Here is an 18,288-nt window from a genome sequence, read left to right as displayed (position 1 = left end):
CCTCATCTTTTGGCCCCTCGTTGTATAGCCGGAAACGTGCTGGATTATCATCCGCTCTGTCATAATCTTCTACATCAATATCGCTTTGAGGACTGTCATATCCTTCACTTTCGATAGTAATAGAAAATTCGGAGGCAAATGGCTCTCCACCCGGTTCAGGATACGGCCACAATGTAATCCCACCTACCCTATCAATATCATACGAAAGGGTACCGTTTATGAAATCGCCTTCTGACAGTTTAACTCTAAACGCATCAGTGTCTTCAGGTGAAAGATTACCAGAGTATGTTCCCGGAGTTATTGTCTCCGCATCGCTACAATTGTCGCTCCACTCATCATCAGCCACAGCAGTCCCTGGCACAGTCCCCATACTCGTTATTACAATCAGTGCTGTCAGAAGCGCTCTTTTTCGCATATACGGTACCAATAAACATGATTCTGAAAAATAGTTAGTTAGCCGCTATTCACTGTATACCTACAGATTATATTCGATAAGTTACAGTTAGTACAGGTCACAGCGCGAAGTGCCGTGATAACTCCGTGCTTTTCATGTACTATCAGCAACCCCAGTATCATACATACGGACTGTAATGCTGAATTCCTCTTGCTTCCTACTGGAAGCCGACTGGCGGTCTGTGAGAGCCGAGAAGACTATCTGTGTGATGCCCTATCGCAGTAGGAGCGCATTGATTGTCTGTTCTCTTTCCCGGTAGATTCCTGCTCACCCTCACTGGACTGTTGTAGTACTACCAACTCTACACTACACACCACACAACTCACTACGTTATGTTGCGAAACCGCATGATAACGAAGGTACGTCCCCGTGTATAGAGAATACAGTATATAAAAGAAGATTCTACAGAATTCCCGAGACTGCCACTATTTGGACAGTAAATCCCGAAAGGAGGAAAAACGTCCCCCAGACCCCATCCACGGTGTTTCGGACCACAGCTGAGAGTTCTTTCTTGTCCTTCCAAACTCTCCCCCCCAGTGTCGAACCGGTAGAATGTGTTGTTGTGTCTCGTTCTATTCCGGTAGTTCCACGGAACAAGCCGAAGGCTATTACAATTGCCCCTATCATATCCAATACAAGTCCGTATATTTGTGGGTTAATTTTGTAGAAATATACCGTGTCAAGAATAAATAATCCAAGTACAAAAGTCAAAACTGGTAAATAATACTTCGAGCGGTCCAATATGCCCGCAAAAAAGAACATTCGTATCTTTTCGGTTTCAGAGGGTTTAATTTCAAAATCGTAATAAGAATCGTTAGTGTCAATTTTGTCAAGAAGGCCTAACAACGCTTTCGAGAGGTGAAATAGAGCCGTTTTCCATTTTGGAAGGGATATTGTGACCGTCTCCTTAGACTGATGCTCACCTAAAGTAATATCCGTATCTAAGTCTGGAATCCGCATATTTACGTCTGTGTTGCTTATATTATAAAATATCTTATTGCTATGGTAGTAAGCCACAGACCAATTTCAGTGTCGCCCTGATGATTGTCCCTCGGACAGTCAATGAATACTACCAGCAGTCTGTGAGAACCGAGAAGACTGTTGTAGGATACTTCATCTGAATAGAAGTTCATTGATTGTCTGTTTCTTTCCCGACAGGCTCCTACTCCTATCTATGGACTATTGTTGTAGTACATCCTCCATACGCTATACACACACCGACAACTACGTTATGTTGCAAAACCACTGTAGGGAAAGGGTATAACTTCTCACCCTCATCAATTAGTATATAAAAGCACAAAGCACAACTGACAATAAATCTGAATTCCGGATTACTTCCCATACACTCCGTTTCCCGAGACTTGATACTCCTGATATTGCAGGATTCAGGCAACAGAAATGATACCTGGAAATTCGACAACCTCACAAGTGGCATATCCCTCAATGTACCCACACTCCAAATCCGTTCGCAAAACCAGAAATTTCTCGCACTGAGTTACCTAATACGCGCTCGGGCGCACCGATGAATGTTTTAACCGGAGATAGGGATGCATTGAGCCGGTCAGTACTCGACTCAATGTGCTGTTACTCCCTTCGGTAACTGTACTCATACACACAATGCACCACCTTCCGGAACTCAATTGTAGAAAACCCGGGTACGTCGGAAGGTTGGATAGGTAACGGTGGGAAGCTACAAGGGACGTTTCTGGCGGATAAAAGCGGCAAAATAGACATTCAACGGTGTAGGGCTTTTATAAAGGAGCCACGCCTTCTGTCGATTGTTGACGGAGAGAACTCAGATGGACTCGCCGGGATTTGAACCCGGGGCCTCTCCCATGCCAAGGGAGTGATCTACCCCTGATCTACGAGCCCTTGCGTGCATTACCTGCTTCCCGATGGGATTGCTTAAACCCATCGAAGCAACGGGACATAGAGAACAGGCCCCATGGTCTCGAATAGACCGGTATCGCATCGACCTCGCGGGTACGTAGAAGTCTGGTAATCGGAGTTACAGTACGGCCATAATGGTTATAACGCCTGATACCATCCCTACAGTAATCTCAGTTCAGTGAATCAGGCTTATGAACCGTAGGAGAAATGAGACGCAGTCTACCAACCGGCGTGTCACGCGGTTACTCTGGACCGGAGGGCACCATCGGGGGCAGACGACGCTGGATTTCGCAATCGGTATGAGCTTGTTTCTGAGCGTCCTGATATTCATCTTCTTGTTCATTCCGGGACTGTTGTCGCCGTTTTCCGCAGGGGTTCAGGAGGAAACGGTCACGACCGATAGAGTTGCCGATGGACTCACGATGGGCATGCTTGGTTCGCCACAGCAGCCGTACGTTCTGGACGAGCACTGTACGCAGGAATTTTTCGCTGGGAACGCACCACCGTCTGAATGTGGGTACGAGTCTGGCGGGAGTACGGAGGAACGTGTGGGACTTGACCCGGTTCGGGAGAACGTGAACGTCACAATCCGGGGGAATGCGACGGCAACAGCAGCCTCCGATGAAACGCTCTGTTGGGATGGCTCAAGCGAGGAACTGGTCGAAGCTGGGGCTGGCTGTGGAACAACACTTACCACGGGTGGGAATCCGCCGACAAACAACGACGCATCGGTCACTGCGCTGCGAGTGGTATCGCTGAACGGGCAGGATGTCACAGTACGCGTGGTGATGTGGTAGCATGCGCGCGCAGGCGCACACGCTCGAAGCTATCGTCAGCGGAATGCTGTTACTGGCAAGTCTGGTGTTTGCCCTGCAGATGACAGCGGTGACACCGCTGTCGGCGAGTACGTCGAGCCAGCACATCGAAAACCAGCAGCAGGCAATCGGCCACGGCGTCCTCGCCTCTGCGGCGGCAGAGGACGCCCTGAAACCGGCTGTGCTCTACTGGGACAACAGCACCGCGCAGTTCCATAACACGACCGGGGGCCGAGAGTACTACACGAACGGACCGCCGGACAATCGCTTCGGCGGGTTGTTAGAGCGCGCGTTCGACCAGCGTGGAATCGCGTACAACGTCTATCTCAGGTTCCAGAACACGCAAGAGAGGACGGTCACGACCCGCTACATCTACAGCGGTGAACCGAGCGACAACGCGGTGCGAGCCAGCCATACGATTACGCTCATGGACGACGACCACCTGCGAGACGCGGACGGGACGCGAAACAGCACGCAGCTTGGTGACCCGACGACCGACTATACGGTTTCGGACACCGGGACGAACGTCTACAACACGGTTAGCGTGGAGGTGGTCGCGTGGCGCATCTGAACGACGATGAGCAGGGCCAGATAATCCTCATCGCCGCACTAGCCCTGGCGGTGACGTTCATCGGGCTCGCGCTGGTCGTCAACTCCGCGATCTACACGCAGAACCTCGCGAGCCGAGGTGAGGTTGCCGGGAGCAACGACGCGCTGGAGATGCGAGCGATGGTCGAAACGAACGTCGGGCAGGGCATTGTCGCGGCGAACAGGTACAATTACTCGTCCCAGACGGCGCTCGAAACCAGTTTGCGTGAAAGCATGGGGACCGTCAGTACGCAGACGGAGCGCCAGCGGGTAACCAGCGGGGCCCTGGTGAACGCCACTCTCACCGGTTCGCCGACCTATGGCACGCGAATCGCCCAGAATGACACGTCACAGTTCCAATCCAACGGAGCGGCCGGCAACTGGACCGTCAGGGAGCGAGTCACGCGTCCGGGCGATGGAACAAACGCAACTAGGCGGTTCGTCATCAACGCGACAGAAATTCCGACGGATTCCGCGGACGCGTTTGCCGTCACGGCTAATGGCACCAGCGGGGGTCCGAACTGGACGATGCGGGTCTGGGGGGATGTCGGACCCAGTGGAACGGTGAACGTGGAAGTCGATACGCCGAGCGGCATTCAGACCTGCGTTGTCTCAATTGAGGAACCGTATGCACATATCGACGTGACCGGCGGCACGGTGCAGGGTGAGCCGTGTCTCGCGCTTCAGGGCGGAAGCTTCGATGGCCGGTTCGCCCACGGTGTCGGTGACGAGTACAACATCACCTACGAATCGGGCAACATGACAAGGGGGAACTACTCGATGGTCGTCCTCAATGGTGATTCAGCAGGCACGGTCAATACAGCGCCCCCGTCCCCGTTCGAGACGACCGCAATCTACAACGCGACCGTCCGCTATCGCTATGATACGTCGAACTTACAGTACGAAGTAAAGATACGGGTGGCCCCGGGTGAGCCAAATGCGTCGTAACCGCGCCGTCTCGACGACGCTGAGCTACACGCTGAGTCTGGCTATCGCTTCGATTCTGGTGTCAGGCCTCCTCATTGCCGGCGGGAACTTCGTCGAGAGTCGACAGGAACAGGTCATCAGAGACGAACTCGAAGTCATCGGACAGCAGGTCGCCTCGGACATCGCGCGCATCGACCGGCTGGTAGTCGCTGCCGACGACGACCCGACTGCACGGCTGAATCACACGTTTCCGACGCGGGTGAGTGGCTCCAGCTACCGGGTCTCGATTGACCCCGCCGCCGATGCACTCACGCTCGAATCAACGTCGCCGGACGTGTCGGTGACTGTCTCGCTCACAACCCAGACAGACCTGGAAGCGTCCAGCGCTGACGGTGGCGTGATAACCGTGCTCTACGACGAGTCGAACGGGCGACTGGAGGTCCGAAATGGCTGATCGCGCAGTCAGCGAGGTGTTGAGCTTTGCGCTGGTGTTCAGTCTCATCGTGGCTTCGATAATCCTTGTTTCGGTGAGTGGCCTAGGGGCGTTACAGAACGCCCGGGATGCGGAGCAGATGGAGAACGCTGAACGGGCATTCGACGTGCTCTCGGACAACATCGCGGACCTCCACAAACAGGGCGCGCCGAGCCGTGCCACTGAGGTCAGCCTCGGCGAGGCATCGCTCAGGACGGGTGAAAACACGACAATATCGGTGCACGTCCACGACGGGACCGCTCCCAAAGATGTCGGGACATGGGAGGTACGCCCGGTCATCTACGCCGGTAATCAGGAGCGAGAGCTCGTATACGAGGCCGGGGCGGTGTATCGGACGAACCGGGACGGCGGGGTTCAGAAACGGGCTCCACCGATACTTGTCTCGGATGACCGCGTCCTCATCACCGTGGTCGGTACGACCGCCAGCAACCAACAGAGCCTGGGGGGGTCGACAGTGCTCGTCCGGACAAACCACCGAAACAGCAACGTCTCGTTTGCCGATACCGGTGGCAACATCGAACACGTCAACGTCAGTGTCGACGCTGACCCACAGCGCGAGGCACTCTGGCAGTCGTACTTCGAGAGTGAAGGGTTCACGTGCGCGGCCAACGGCTGGTGTAACTTCACGTCGTCCTCGGGTGGAATCGACCGGACGTACGTCGTCTATCACGACATTGCGGTCGAAATCGACCAGTAACCGGCGACTACCCGCTGGTGACGTTGATCCGGTTCTCCGAGACGTGGAGGTACGTCAGCCGGATGATGTTCGTGTTCTTCGGGACGGCTCGTTCGTTTCTGAGCGCCCGGTCGTAGTGGACCAGCCCCCCGTTATCCACCGTGACGGAACCAGCGACGAGGCCGCCGTACAGCTCAGCCTTCTTGATCTGTACAGTGCTGGCCCCGACGCCGCCAGCGGGTGCGTAGATCACGCCTTCAAACTGTGGGGTGTCGGTGTCGCCTTCGATGACAGCGTCGAAATCAGACTGGCCGTACACCCAGAACTGCTTCGAGTTGTTGGCGTTACCGACATCGACATCCCCGGTGCGATAGATGTGGAAGTGGTGGCCGCTGGCGGACGTAGCGTCGCCTCTGACGTAGAGACGGACTTTTCCACCGCCGTTAACTTTGATCTGTCCGTTGTTCTCGATGTAAACGTAGTCCCGGACAGCGATGGTCACATCGTCGCCGCCCGTGTTAATCGTCAGCGTCTCGCCGTTCAGTGTCAAATCCTCAAGATAGTACGTGCCCGCGTCGAGCGTCTGGTCGCCGCTGTCGAGCTGGTCCCCCGAAATGCTGCCAGTCGCACCGTTGTCATTGGTGCCACTTGCGTTGGCGACTTGCCGGTTCACCAGGCCGTCGATAGCGCCAGCCCCCTCAACGCCCGATATCTGTCGAACGTCACCGTTGACAGTCCCCTTGATGTGCTTCGTGGTCGAGTACTCCACGTCACGAGTGACGACGCCGCTGCCCTTGACCTCGACCCGGTCACCGGACCGGACAGCGCCAGCTACCTCGCTGTTTCCCTTCACGTACACATCACCCGCAGTGGTGATCGTTCCGAACGATCCTCGTGATGTCGAGTAGTCGCCGACAGACGAGTTGTAGCTGTCCGTCCGGGCGGGGTCAGTGCCGCTGCCGGAGAGCGTAATCTGTCCGCCAGCGGACGTAGCCGCGACGGCGCTCGTCACCTCTCGCGGCCCCGTCGGCACGACCAGCGTCGTGGTCACGCTGTCGTTTTCGTGATCGTAGTAGGCGTCGCCGTCAGTCCGCTCCTCGAAGTAGCGACCCCAGGAACGGTAGTAGTCGCTCTTGACTGTGATGTTGACTGTCCCCGTATCCAGCGGATTGACGTTCCCGGCCGCCTGGTCGGGGTACACCTGCGTCGTGCCGTTCTTTGAGATGCTCGCTCGTGACCCAAGCGACCGGTCACTGCCACGGACGGTGATAAGTGGGAGCGTCAGCGTCGCGTCGCGGTAGTAAAACTCCGGCGGTGAAATCATGACACTGCCGCTGCCAGAGCGCCGCCACACTCCACCGCCCTGATAGGCGACTCTCTGATTCCCGTTCTCGTAGACGACCGCGCCGAGTTCCTCCTCCATCAGCGTGACAGTTGTCGGGGGCGACGCCGAGTGGTTGGTGATATTGACGGTCATCCGACCCGCGGTGTTGTTGATTCGGTACGTGGATTTGTCCGTCCCGACGAGCGACACCCGCTGGCTGTCGGCGTTCCCAAGCGCCACAAGCGCCGCCTGAGAGTCCAGCTGGGTCATCCCTGTCTCTGCCCGGGAGACGTCGAGCCCGGCCTCAGTATCGACCAACGCCGTCGCTCCCAGGCTGACAACGATGCTGGAACCGACGATGACAAGACTGAGGACCAGTATCAGCCCAAGCGGGGCCGACTGTGCGCGTTGCTGACCCCAGGAGAAGTGCATTATCCGACAGTGGTTATCACAGCTGATAAGATTGCTGGCCAAATTATCACTGGCACCTCTTAGCGGCTGTCTGTGTCAGTCGCACTGAAAATCGAGCGAATATGAGCGCTCCCAATCCTGATAGCTAACGGGCAACCGGTCGGTTATCAATCGGACGTGATATTGACATCGTTCGTTGAAATGTGGACGTACGTAACAGAAGGGATTGCCTGTGGAATCGTCGTTGTCTCTGTCCGCTGAAGTGCCTCGTCGTAGTGGATACCGTAGTTGTTCGACACGAACGTCACGTCACCCACAACACCACCGTAGACGTGTGCGTTCTGGTCAAGTGTTATGTCCGCGCCATCGTTGTTCGGTCCGTTGGGACCGTAGATAACGCCGGTGAATTCGGCGTTGTTATCGAACTCGACATCTGCATCGGGGTTCGTGTAGACCCAGAAGTTCGGGGCTACATCGTCTTCGACGGTGACGAGTGCACCGTTTCGTTGGTAGTAGTCGCCCTCGACGTAGACATTCACTCTGTTCCCGCCGACGACCGTTATTTGCTGGTTGTTCTGTATCGTGATTGTTCCATTGACGACAATGTTGACATCGCCGCCGGAGGTATCGATACGAGCGTCCTCGCCACTGTTGAGTGTGATTTCCGAGAGGTAGTAGTCGCCGGCCGTCAGTTCGCACGTCGACGCGCAGTTTTCGAGCGTGTTCGAGCTATTGTCGATATCCACACTCGAATCGGCATTGTCGTTCGACGACGAGACACTCGACCGGCGTGTGTCGATTAGGCGTTCGACAGAGTCGGGTGCGGTGACTGAGGCGTTCTGTGCGCTCCAGCCACTGACACCGCTGGGGTAACCGCCACCGCTAGCTGTTCCCCCGTAGGAAAGGTTTCCACGGATCTCTCCGTTATTACTTATCTGTACGTCGCCACCGGATTCGAGATCGCCTTCAATGATGGCATTATTCTCCACATCGACATCGCCAGCAGAAATGATTCGGGAATTCGAGTTGTCGGGGAACCCACTGTACGGACCCACCGAGGAGTTGTAGCTGTCTGCCTCGGCGTTATTTTTGATTGTCATTGATGTCCCGGGTGTCCCAGCGACGATACCGCCCTGAACTGGCGGATTGGTCGCAGGGACGAGCAACTCCAGCGTGACTCTGTTACTGCTGTGGTTGTAATCGACCGAGCCGTCGGTTCGCGTCTCGAAATACTGTCCCCATGCCCGGTAGTACTCACTCTGGACTCTGACCTCGACTTGTCCCGAATCGAGCGGATTCACTGCCCCCGCTGATTTGTTGGGCCAGTACTGTCTCGAGGTGTTGTGCGAGATAGACGCGCCGCCTCTGAGTGCCCCGGACCCGCTCACTGTCACGAGCGGAAGCGTCAGCGTCGCGTCCCGGTAGTGGAACTCCGGCGGCGAGACCATCACCGACGTGCCGTCGCCGTTGGACCGCCAGACGCCACCGCCCTGATACGCGAGTCGCGTCTCGCCGTTGCCGCGGTAAGCCACCTCGCCCATCGACTCGTTTACCACGGTCGTCCGGTCCCCTGAAGTGGTGTTCTGATAGGAGACGTTCATCCACCCGGCGTTCTCGTCGACGTGATAGGTACTCGAACTGCTCGCGGGAAGGGTGACCTGCTGGACGTCTGTCTGTCCCAGTGCCACGAGCGCGGTTTTGGAGTTGAGTTCCGTCAACGACTTTTCCGTTCGTTCCGCGTCGAGTTGCGTCTGCGTACTCGTAATTGCGTCAGCACCCAGTGCGACGACCGCCGTCGTCGATATAATCATCACCGCAAAAACCAGCGCCAGTCCGAGCGGAGCACTTTGCCCACGGGTTCCGAGGCTCCACCCAGCGCTACTCATACTACCCATCTCTATTCCAACAAATTACTTAAAATGATCGGGAAAATTATCAAGTATAATACTGCGAAGCCGTTCAGCTATGAAGCGGTATCGCCGTTTCGAGACCCGGCCGGGAAGCGGAACGGTTTAGTCGCGCCCTCTCAGACAGACAGTTGGGAACAGCACGACCGCAAATCTGACTCGCTGTGGACTTTCACAGCTCGGGATTGCGGCCGTGTTCGGCACTGTACAGTGCCAATACGCCTCGTAACGAGAGCGGTTCGTGCGGTTCCAACCAGATTACAATGGCACGAATGCATACACGCCGCCGCGGTTCGTCCGACTCGGACAAACCGGCGGCAGACGAACCCCCGGAGTGGAGTGACGTCGACGAGGACGCAATCGAAGCGCGCGTCGTCGAACTGGCCGAACAGGGCCACTCGCCCAGCGAGATCGGCCTGAAGCTGCGCGACGAGGGCGTTCAGGGTACGCCGATCCCTGACGTCTCGCTCGCGACCGGCAAGAAAGTCACCGAAATCCTCGAAGAGAACGAAGCCGAGCCGGACCTACCGGAAGACCTCCGGAACCTGCTCGAACGGGCCGTCCGCCTTCGCGATCACATGACCGAGAACCCCGGTGACTACCAGAACAAGCGTGCGCTCCAGAACACGCAGTCGAAGATCCGACGCCTCATCGACTACTACCGCGGCGACGAGGTCGACGAGGACTTCACCTACAGCTACGACAACGCCGTCGAAGCGCTGGGCCGCGAATAGATGTCGGCGACCGGTCGGGAATCGACGCCAGCCACGTCGCCCGGTGCTCTCGCCGGGTCGCTTCGTGAGGCCACTTTCGTGCGCCTCGTCAGCGACGCGACCGGCGAGGCGCTGGCCGCGACTGGCCTGCTGGCGCGGGCGCTGGACGACACGCCGTTTCAGGCGAGCGTCGTCCGCCCGTTCGAAGACCCCGGCCGGACCACAGAGACCGACATCACCGTCGCCATCGGTCGCACGCAGCCGACCGCCGACGTGACGCTGACCGACCGCGCCGCCGCGACCGCTTTCGAGGCCGCCCGCGAACTCGGCACGGCCGACCCCGCGCTCGCCCTGGCAGGCACGATTGCCGCCGGGGACGTTGACGGGACTGTCGCAGAAGCCGCAGAGCAGGCGGGGCTCGACCGCCGGCCCGGGGTCGCTGTGCCGACAGCGGACCTCGCGGACGGGCTGGCCCACTCGACGTTGTTCGTCGCGCCCTTCTCGGGCGACGCCGACACAGTACGGGCCGCGCTCGCCGATTTAGGCATCGACGCGGACGAGACGCAGTCAGCGGAACTCTCGGCCAACGACCACAGACGCCTCGCGTCGCTAATCGCGCTGGCCGTCACCGCGGACGCGCCGCCCCGGGCCGCTGACGCGGTCCAGCGCGCGCTCCGACCGACAGTGGGCGGCCCCTTCGAGACGGTCGGCGGCTACGCGGACGTGCTCGACGCCGTCGCCCGCGAACAGCCGGGCACCGCCGTCGCGCTCGCACTTGGCCACGAGGCCGTTCACGAGGACGCCCTAGCCGCGTGGCGAACGCACGCCCGGCGCGCCCACGAGGCCGTCTCCAAGGCGACCACGGGTCGGTACGACGGCCTGTTCGTCGCCCGCGGCGACGCGATGCCGACCGGCACCGTCGCCCGCCTGTTCGCGGACTATCGCGCGCCGGAGCCGGTGACACTTGTTGTCACCGACGACCGGGCCGCGGCCCGCACCACAGACGGACGGGACGTGGCAGAGCCGATGCACGCCGCTGCCGATGCGGTCGGCGGTGACGCCATCGGGACGAACGACCGGGCACGCGCCCGGTTCGACGCCTCGACAGCTGACTTCATCGAAGCGTTCCGGGAGGCAGTATGAGACGGGCCGAGATTCGCACGACACACGACTCGCCCGAACGCGTCGCACGCGCGGTCCGGCCGGACAACACTGACGAGATGACCACGCGGGTCGAGGGCGACGCCGTGGTCACGACCGTCGAGCGCGACTCGACTGGCGGCCTGCAGGCGACCGTCGACGACTACGTCGTCAACATCCGGGTTGCAGCACAGCTCGCAGACCAACACACACAATCCAACCATGAGTGAACGAAGCGTTTCCAAGCGCACAGAACAGAAACGGTGGTACACCGTGCAGGCTCCCGAGCAGTTCGACCGGGAGGTTCTCGGTAAGACACCAGCAGACGAACCGGACAAGGTGCTCGGACGCACCATCGAAACCACGCTGGGCGAACTCACGAACGACGCCAGCGAGAACAACACGAAGCTGACCTTCAAGATTAACGAGGTCGCCTCGGACTCGGCGTACACGGAGTTCATCCGCCACGAGCTCACGCGGGACTACCTCCGCTCGCTCGTCCGCCGCGGCTCCTCGAAGGTCGAAGCCTACATCACCGTGCTGACCACGGACGACTACCGCGTCCAGGTCCAGCCGGTCGCCGTGACGACGAAGAAGGCCGACGCCTCCCAGGAGAAGGCCATCCGCCGAACGATGATCGACCTCGTTCGCGAGACGGCTAAAGACCGCACCTTTGAAGAGCTCGTCGACAGCGTCGTCGAGGGTCGTCTCTCCTCGGCCATCTACGGCGGGGCCAAGGACATCTATCCGCTCCGACGCGTCGAGATCAAGAAGACCACGCTCGAAGCGCGGCCCGAAGAAGTCGCCGCCGAAGAGGAGACGGCTGTCGACGTGGACGAAGAAGACGTCGACGTCGAAGCCTAACTTCGTTACAGCAGCGACCGTTTTCCGATTTTTCATCGCAGCGTGTGGCGAGTTGCATCTTGGAAGCGAACCCGGTAGACATGGGTTTATACCGTGACACGCGGTAACACTATACATGTACGAGTCAGTGCTGATTCCGACCGACGGGAGCGATGACATGGGCGTGGTCGTCGACCACGGCGTCGCACTGGCCGAGCAGTTCGGGGCCGCAGTCCACGCGCTCCACGTCGTCGATGACCGGGCGTACGGATCGGTTCCGGACGACGTGCAACAGCGTGTCGAGGAAACACTCACCGCGGACGGAGAGGACGCGACGAAAGCGGTCGCCCAGCGGGCGCTTGAGACCGGCCTCGACGTCGTCCGGGAGGTCCGCTGGGGGAATCCGCCGGCCGGAATCGTCGCCTACGCCACGGAGAACGATATCGGCCTCATCGTCATGGGAACCCACGGTCGAACTGGGTACGACCGATACCTTCTGGGCAGCGTCACTGAGAAGGTCGTCCGCGTCGCCCCGATGCCGGTTCTGACGGTCAGCGTCGGCGACGACGGCGATGACGCGCCGGCGGCTGGTATCTCAATGCCGGACCCCATTCGGGAGAACTGAAACGCAAACTCTCGTCACAGGGTGAGTACAGACACTACTCGCCGCTCGTCACCGCGTCCGGGTCCTCCGTTACGACGACGGTCCCAACCATCCCGGCTCGTTCGTGCGGGATACAGAAGTACGCATACTCGCCGAGCACCTCGAAGGTGTGCGTGAAATCGTCACCCTCGAACATCGTCCCACCGGAGGAGTTCCCCCAGTTGTCGCGGGCCGCCTGCTCGGTGTCGAACCCGCCGGAGGCGAAGTAGTCGGCCTCGTCGGGGATATCGTCTTCGTATGCTGTGACCGAGTGGCCCTGCTTGCTCGTGTTGAGCCACCGCACGGTCGTTCCCGGTTCGACGGCGATGCGAACCGGGCGAAACGCCTTCGCAGACATCCCCACGTCGTAGTCGGTGTCAGCGCTCCCACCGCCGAGGCAGCCAGCCAACCCTGCGACCGTTGCCGGACCAGCCGCACGGAGAAAGTCCCGTCGCTCCATACCAACGCTCAGGGCCGGACAGGCAAAGACCGCTCGGTTCCGGACTGCTCTGGACCCGATGGGCAGTCCGTCACGGTCACTCGAAACTTAGTCCGTCACGGAGGTCGCGCGCATCGGCGAGTAAGCCCTCGCGGTCGTCAGCGGTCAGCGTCACGTGTCCCATCTTCCGGAGTTCGTACACCTCGCGCTTGCCGTACCAGTGCAGGTGGGCCCGCGGCGTCTCCAGCACGCCGTCTTCGCCCTGCATCGCCGCCGGCTGGCGCTCTGCCACATCTCCGAGGATGTTCGTCGAGACGGTCGGGAACCGCTGGTCGGTCGACCCCAGTGGCTGGCCGGTGACCGCCCGCAGGTGTTGCTCGAACTGCGAGGTGTGACACCCTTCGATAGTCCAGTGCCCGGAGTTGTGCGGGCGCGGTGCGATCTCGTTGAGCAGAATCTCGCCGTCGGTCGTCTCGAACAGCTCGATGCCGAACACGCCGCGACCGTCCATCACGTCAAGCACGTCGTGAGCGACCTCTCGGGCGCGTTCGCGAACGGCTCTCGACGCTCTGGCCGGTGCGACGGATTCCCGAAGAATCTCTGCCCGATGAATCGTCTCAGTGACCGGGAACGTGTCCCGCTCGTCCGCGCCGCGACAGCCCATGACCGCGAGTTCCCGCTCGAAGTCGACCATCTCCTCGACCATCGCCGGGCCGGCGATGGCGTCGACTGCGTCCTCGACGTCTTCCGGGCCGTCGACGGGGACGTTCCCGCGGCCGTCGTAGCCGCCGGTCCGGGCCTTGAGCATCGCGGGGTAGCCCAGTTCCTCACAGGCCTCCCGGAGGTCGTCGGCGGTGTCGACGGCACGGAACTCCGGGACCGGGACGCCGGCGTCGGCCAGCCGGCGCTTCTGGACGAGCTTGTCCTGAATCGTCCGTAGCGTCTCTGGCGCAGGATGTACCGGCGTCCCCGTCTCGTCGGCGACCCGTTCGAGCACGTCGGGGTCGGCGAGCTCGATCTCGAAGGTGAGGTAGTCGGCGCGCTCGGCGAGTTCTCGCAGAGTCGATTCCTCGTCGAAGTCGCCGACGAGCTGGTCGCGAACGACTGGCGCAGCCGGACAGTCCGGCGTCGGGTCGGTCACGAGCAGTTCGAGGCCAAGCGGCGCGGCCGCCTCGCCCAGCATCCGGCCGAGCTGGCCACCGCCGACAACACCGACAGTCGGTCCTGGTGACGTGAGCGTCATACCGCGCGCTTCCACAGCGGCGGGGTTAAGCGTTCGTTTCTCGGCTGTAGGACTCGTGAACCCACACTGTCATGTCGTTGGAGCTGTACTTCGTCCGCATCCGATGGGTTCGGGGCTCGTAGCCGGCGGCTTCGAGCCGTTCGACGGGAACAGTGCTGTCAATCTGCTGGGCGACGACTATCGGTGGCTGCCTGTCCCGGACCTGTTCGGCGAGCGTGTCTGGCCGGTTCTCACACGAGACGTTCACGTCACCGGCCGCGTAGTACCACGGCAGTGGCAGGGAGTTGTACCACTGCAGACAGGTCGGTCTGGTGTTCCACCACGAGTCGTTCCACTGGCCGCGGTTTTCCTTGACGTAGGCATCGTCGGCGTCGTAGGCGTCGCCGCTCTCCCCGTGATACATTACGACATCGGTGCCGTTCCCGTTGGCCGTCGCGATCCGGTCCATCTCGGCCAGGTCAGCACGAAGCGACTCCTGTGGCTGGGCGTACTGGACCAGTGGGTTCCCCTCCAGATGCTCGTTTGTGTACACCCGCGTTGCGGTCGTGTTGACGACGAGTGCAGTGACGAGCAGCACGATGGCGGCGGCGATAGCAGCGCCGGTCACGTCGTCAGCCGACAGCGACTCGTTCCCCCACCGAACCACGGCGGCGAGCCCGACGGCGGCCGGAATCGACAGCGGGACGACGACGTGAACGGCGAGCCACGGCGCGCCGATGTCGGTCCCGATAGGGTAGCCCAGAATCGAGACGTAACCGCCGTAGGCCGCGAACGGGACGAGGTGGCGTGGCCTGACGATTCCCAGTCGGTCGACTACGTACCCGAATACCGAAAACAGGAGCAACGGTGCCGCCGTGTAGCCCAGCGCCTTCAGCAGTACCTCGTAGTGGCCGTCGACGCTCTCGTAGAACGTCTCGATGGATTCGACGAGGCCAGTGTCCGTCGTCGTCGCCTTTTCGGAGGCCGGCGAGAACCACTCGCTGTACTGGTCGGCGACGCGCTCCCAGGTGGCCTGGACGAGTTCGGGAAACAGCGACGGGTTCGTCACGCCCGACCAGAAGTTCACGTCGCCGCTGGTAGCCGGCGCTGGCGGGTGTTCGAGGCCGGCGACACCGGCCCCGCGAGGCGCGTAGAAGAACAGCGAGACGAAGCCAAACACCAGTGCGGCGAGGACAATGTGACTCGCGTACGCCGCGAGGACGGAGGCGGCGCTGTCGTGGCGGTCACGGAACGAGCGAACGGTGTCAACGACAAGCCCGACATCCGCCCGGGCGCGACCAGCAATTCGGCCCCAGATGGCACCGATACTCGGGACGGTCCGGAGGAAGCCGACGGCGTCACGGTAGCCGTTGGGGAGGACGAACACCTTCGCCAGCAGCAGGCCGGTCGCGCCGAGCCACGTCAGCACGTAGACGATGGCGTTTTCCTTCGAGGCGAACCCCAGCGCCATGAATGCCCCGACGCCATAGAGATAGCGTGCCTTCCGGGTGTCGACGAACCGGACGAGCAGACCGAAGGCGGTGAACATGAACGCCGCGACCAGCACGTCACTGCGCATGAACCGCGAAAAGTACAGGAGGACGGGGTTGAGCGCAAGAAAGGCAGCCATGAGCACCGTCTCGTCGGATCGAAGGTGTTCTCGGAAGAGCAGCGCTGTCAGTGGGAGGAGGCCGCCGACAATCGCGACGGGGAGCCGCATCGTGAAATCGGTTGGCGCGGCGAGGGCGAACACCCAGCTATCGACGTGCTGGATGAACGGCCCGTGGATGATGTATCGGTAGGCGAACGACCCGGAGTCACGGAGATGCAGCGCCCAGTAGGCCACCCGCCCCTCGTCGAAGTGAGCGACACGGCTCCCGAGTGCCGCGATTCTGAGGCCGAGACCGAGAAGCGTCACAACGACGACGAGCTTCACGGTGGCGCGGGGGTCGTCCGCGAACCAGGACCGACACCGACCCCGGACATCGTGGAGGGCAGACAACAGGGACGACTCAGCCATACCTGGCCCAAGCACATGAGGCATTAGAATCCTTCTGGTTTCTATAACGTGTTTTGAAGCTACTGCTCCGCCGCAGCGGCCGGCACAGCGGTCTAGAGATTCGTAGGCACGGAACGGTAGTTCTTTAGTCGCCCCTCCCCGGAAATCAGATATGGTGCAGCTTGGGCTGGTTGTCGCCCAGTACGACAAACACGGGGCCGTTATCGAGGAGATGGAGCACGGGGCTTACGAGGCCGCTGCCGACAACAACGCCGAGATTGTCGCATCGATTGATGTCCCCGGGTCCTACGACACGCCGCTGGCTGCCGACCGGCTCGCACGCCGGTCGGACGTCGACGCCGTCGCCGTTCTCGGTGCGATTATCAGCGGCGACACTGACCACGATCAGGTCATCGGCAACGCCGCCGCACAGGGGCTGACCGACGTGTCCCTCGACCGCGACACCCCCGTCACGCTGGGTATCATCGGCCCGGGCATGAGCCAGGACGAGGCCGAAGCCCGAACCGACAAGGGGGCCTCGGCCGTCCGGAGCGCAATCGAACTCGCCACCGAACTCGAACAATGACTATGGACTTCGCTTCCCGCGTCGAACGTGTAGAACCGAGCGCGACCCTCGCAATCAGTAACAAGGCCGCAGAGCTGGAGGCTGAGGGGAAAGATGTCGTCGACCTGAGCGTCGGCGAGCCCGACTTCGACACGCCGGAGAACATCAAGGACGCCGCCAAGGACGCACTCGACGCCGGCCACACCGGCTACACGTCCTCTAACGGCATCCCCGAACTGAAAGAGGCCATCGCCGACAGCCTCCACGACGACGGCCTCACGCAGTACGGCCCGGACAACCTCATCGTCACGCCGGGCGGTAAGCAGGCGCTGTACGAGATCTTCCAGACCATCATCGACGACGGCGACGAGGTCGCGCTGCTGGACCCGGCCTGGGTATCCTACGAGGCGATGGCGAAACTCGCCGGCGGGACGCTGACCCGCGTCGACACCGCTGCCCACGACTTCCAGCTTGAGGGCGCGCTGGATGACCTCGCCGACGCCGTCTCCGACGAGACGGAACTGCTGGTCGTCAACTCACCGGGCAACCCCCACGGCGCAGTGTACTCCCGCGAGGCGCTGGCGGGCGTTCGCGACCTCGCCGTCGAGCACGACATCACGGTCATCTCTGACGAGATCTATAAGGAGATTACCTACGACGGCGTCGACGCCGTCTCGCTCGGCACGCTTGAGGGCATGGAAGACCGGACCATCACCCTCAACGGCTTCTCGAAAGCGTACTCGATGACCGGCTGGCGGCTGGGCTACTTCGCGGCTCCTGAAGAACTCGTCTCACAGGCCGGGAAGGTCCACTCCCACTCCGTCTCCTGTGCCGTGAACTTCGTCCAGCACGCCGGCGTGGAAGCCATCACGAACACGGACGACGCTGTCGAGGAGATGCGTCAGGCCTTCGCCGAGCGCCGCGAGTTCCTCATGGGCCTGTTCGAGGACCACGGCGTCCACGTCCCCGAGCCACAGGGCGCGTTCTACATGATGCCCGAAATTGCCCCCGATGGCGACGATACCGAGTGGTGTGACCAGGCTATCTCGGAGGCTCAGGTCGCCACTGTCCCCGGGACCGCGTTCGGGACGCCCGGCTACGCTCGCATCTCCTACGCCAACAGCAAGGAGCGCCTGCAGGAGGCCGTCGACCGGCTGGCAGAAGCCGACCTCATCTGAAGAACTGGCAGTACCCACTCTCGCCGACGCTCGATAACACACCCGTCTAAACGCGGCAAAA

At 60.7% G+C, this 18,288-nt stretch carries 19 protein-coding genes and 1 tRNA gene; 12 read left to right on the top strand and 8 right to left on the bottom strand.

Annotated features, from left to right (window positions below; translation table 11 throughout):
- From C437_RS20255 to C437_RS16970, 3 genes are all read right to left on the bottom strand, one after another.
- A partial coding sequence (locus C437_RS20255) for a hypothetical protein (protein ID WP_152418768.1) occupies window positions 1-346 on the bottom strand: 346 nt, incomplete at its 3' end.
- Window positions 347-856: 510 nt separating this feature from the next.
- Complete coding sequence (locus tag C437_RS16975; protein ID WP_004518227.1) at window positions 857-1,414, bottom strand: hypothetical protein; 558 nt, start codon at window positions 1,412-1,414, stop codon at window positions 857-859.
- A gap of 840 nt (window positions 1,415-2,254) precedes the next feature.
- Window positions 2,255-2,326, bottom strand: a tRNA-Ala gene (locus C437_RS16970).
- A 209-nt stretch (window positions 2,327-2,535) separates the two neighbouring features.
- Here C437_RS16970 and C437_RS16965 point away from each other — a divergent pair.
- Genes C437_RS16965 through C437_RS16945 form a run of 5 tightly spaced genes read left to right on the top strand, consistent with a single transcriptional unit; the run spans window position 2,536 to window position 5,864 of the window.
- Window positions 2,536-3,141, top strand: a complete 606-nt coding sequence (locus tag C437_RS16965; protein ID WP_049919874.1) for a DUF7287 family protein — start codon at window positions 2,536-2,538, stop codon at window positions 3,139-3,141.
- A gap of 1 nt (window position 3,142) precedes the next feature.
- On the top strand, window positions 3,143-3,730 hold the full coding sequence (locus tag C437_RS16960) for a DUF7288 family protein (protein WP_004518225.1): 588 nt from the start codon (window positions 3,143-3,145) through the stop codon (window positions 3,728-3,730).
- Complete coding sequence (locus tag C437_RS16955; protein WP_004518224.1) at window positions 3,718-4,695, top strand: DUF7261 family protein; 978 nt, start codon at window positions 3,718-3,720, stop codon at window positions 4,693-4,695. The genes C437_RS16960 and C437_RS16955 overlap by 13 nt, the downstream gene beginning before the upstream one ends.
- Window positions 4,685-5,128, top strand: coding sequence for a DUF7266 family protein (locus C437_RS16950; protein WP_004518223.1), 444 nt, complete (start codon window positions 4,685-4,687; stop codon window positions 5,126-5,128). The genes C437_RS16955 and C437_RS16950 overlap by 11 nt, the downstream gene beginning before the upstream one ends.
- Window positions 5,121-5,864: a DUF7289 family protein gene (locus tag C437_RS16945; protein ID WP_004518222.1), complete on the top strand. Its 744-nt coding sequence runs from the start codon at window positions 5,121-5,123 to the stop codon at window positions 5,862-5,864. The genes C437_RS16950 and C437_RS16945 overlap by 8 nt, the downstream gene beginning before the upstream one ends.
- 7 nt (window positions 5,865-5,871) lie before the next feature.
- Here the strand turns inward: C437_RS16945 and C437_RS16940 are convergent, their stop codons facing one another.
- Both C437_RS16940 and C437_RS16935 read right to left on the bottom strand, forming a co-directional pair.
- Complete coding sequence (locus C437_RS16940) at window positions 5,872-7,599, bottom strand: polymer-forming cytoskeletal protein (RefSeq protein WP_004518221.1); 1,728 nt, start codon at window positions 7,597-7,599, stop codon at window positions 5,872-5,874.
- 146 nt (window positions 7,600-7,745) lie between these two features.
- A complete protein-coding gene (locus C437_RS16935; RefSeq protein WP_004518220.1) occupies window positions 7,746-9,389 on the bottom strand; it encodes a DUF7289 family protein in 1,644 nt (547 codons plus the stop codon).
- Between the two features lie 359 nt (window positions 9,390-9,748).
- Between C437_RS16935 and C437_RS16930 the strand changes: the two genes are divergently transcribed.
- From C437_RS16930 to C437_RS16910, 5 genes are all read left to right on the top strand, one after another.
- Window positions 9,749-10,219: a 30S ribosomal protein S15 gene (locus tag C437_RS16930; RefSeq protein ID WP_004518219.1), complete on the top strand. Its 471-nt coding sequence runs from the start codon at window positions 9,749-9,751 to the stop codon at window positions 10,217-10,219.
- Window positions 10,220-11,341 carry a hypothetical protein gene (locus tag C437_RS16925; protein ID WP_004518218.1) on the top strand — a complete coding sequence of 374 codons (1,122 nt, stop codon included), beginning with the start codon at window positions 10,220-10,222 and terminating at the stop codon, window positions 11,339-11,341. It begins immediately after the preceding gene.
- Window positions 11,338-11,568: a KEOPS complex subunit Pcc1 gene (locus C437_RS16920; protein WP_004518217.1), complete on the top strand. Its 231-nt coding sequence runs from the start codon at window positions 11,338-11,340 to the stop codon at window positions 11,566-11,568. The genes C437_RS16925 and C437_RS16920 overlap by 4 nt, the downstream gene beginning before the upstream one ends.
- Entirely contained in the window at window positions 11,561-12,202 is a 642-nt protein-coding gene (locus tag C437_RS16915) for a 30S ribosomal protein S3ae (protein WP_004518216.1), read from the top strand. Before C437_RS16920 ends, C437_RS16915 begins: the two co-directional genes overlap by 8 nt.
- A 115-nt stretch (window positions 12,203-12,317) precedes the next feature.
- Window positions 12,318-12,806, top strand: coding sequence for a universal stress protein (locus tag C437_RS16910; protein WP_004518215.1), 489 nt, complete (start codon window positions 12,318-12,320; stop codon window positions 12,804-12,806).
- A 34-nt stretch (window positions 12,807-12,840) separates the two neighbouring features.
- Here the strand turns inward: C437_RS16910 and C437_RS21250 are convergent, their stop codons facing one another.
- From C437_RS21250 to C437_RS16895, 3 genes are all read right to left on the bottom strand, one after another.
- A complete protein-coding gene (locus C437_RS21250; protein ID WP_394324841.1) occupies window positions 12,841-13,128 on the bottom strand; it encodes a plastocyanin/azurin family copper-binding protein in 288 nt (95 codons plus the stop codon).
- 232 nt (window positions 13,129-13,360) lie between these two features.
- Window positions 13,361-14,506, bottom strand: a complete 1,146-nt coding sequence (locus C437_RS16900) for a 5-(carboxyamino)imidazole ribonucleotide synthase (protein ID WP_004518213.1) — start codon at window positions 14,504-14,506, stop codon at window positions 13,361-13,363.
- Window positions 14,507-14,531: 25 nt separating this feature from the next.
- The gene (locus tag C437_RS16895) at window positions 14,532-16,505 is read right to left on the bottom strand and encodes a flippase activity-associated protein Agl23 (protein ID WP_004518212.1); all 1,974 of its coding nucleotides are present in this window, start codon (window positions 16,503-16,505) and stop codon (window positions 14,532-14,534) included.
- Between the two features lie 151 nt (window positions 16,506-16,656).
- On the opposite strand from C437_RS16895, the gene ribH reads away from it, so the two are divergent.
- Window positions 16,657-17,070 (top strand): 6,7-dimethyl-8-ribityllumazine synthase, encoded by a 414-nt coding sequence (gene ribH / locus C437_RS16890; protein WP_004518211.1) that lies wholly within the window; start codon window positions 16,657-16,659, stop codon window positions 17,068-17,070.
- Entirely contained in the window at window positions 17,067-18,227 is a 1,161-nt protein-coding gene (locus tag C437_RS16885) for a pyridoxal phosphate-dependent aminotransferase (RefSeq protein ID WP_004518210.1), read from the top strand. The genes ribH and C437_RS16885 overlap by 4 nt, the downstream gene beginning before the upstream one ends.
- The last annotated feature ends 61 nt before the right edge of the window (window positions 18,228-18,288 follow it).

The organism is Haloarcula vallismortis ATCC 29715 (genome assembly GCF_000337775.1).
In the GTDB taxonomy this organism is placed as follows: domain Archaea; phylum Halobacteriota; class Halobacteria; order Halobacteriales; family Haloarculaceae; genus Haloarcula; species Haloarcula vallismortis.
Note: the sequence above shows the minus strand (reverse complement) of the source record. Positions and strands in the feature narration are given on the sequence as shown.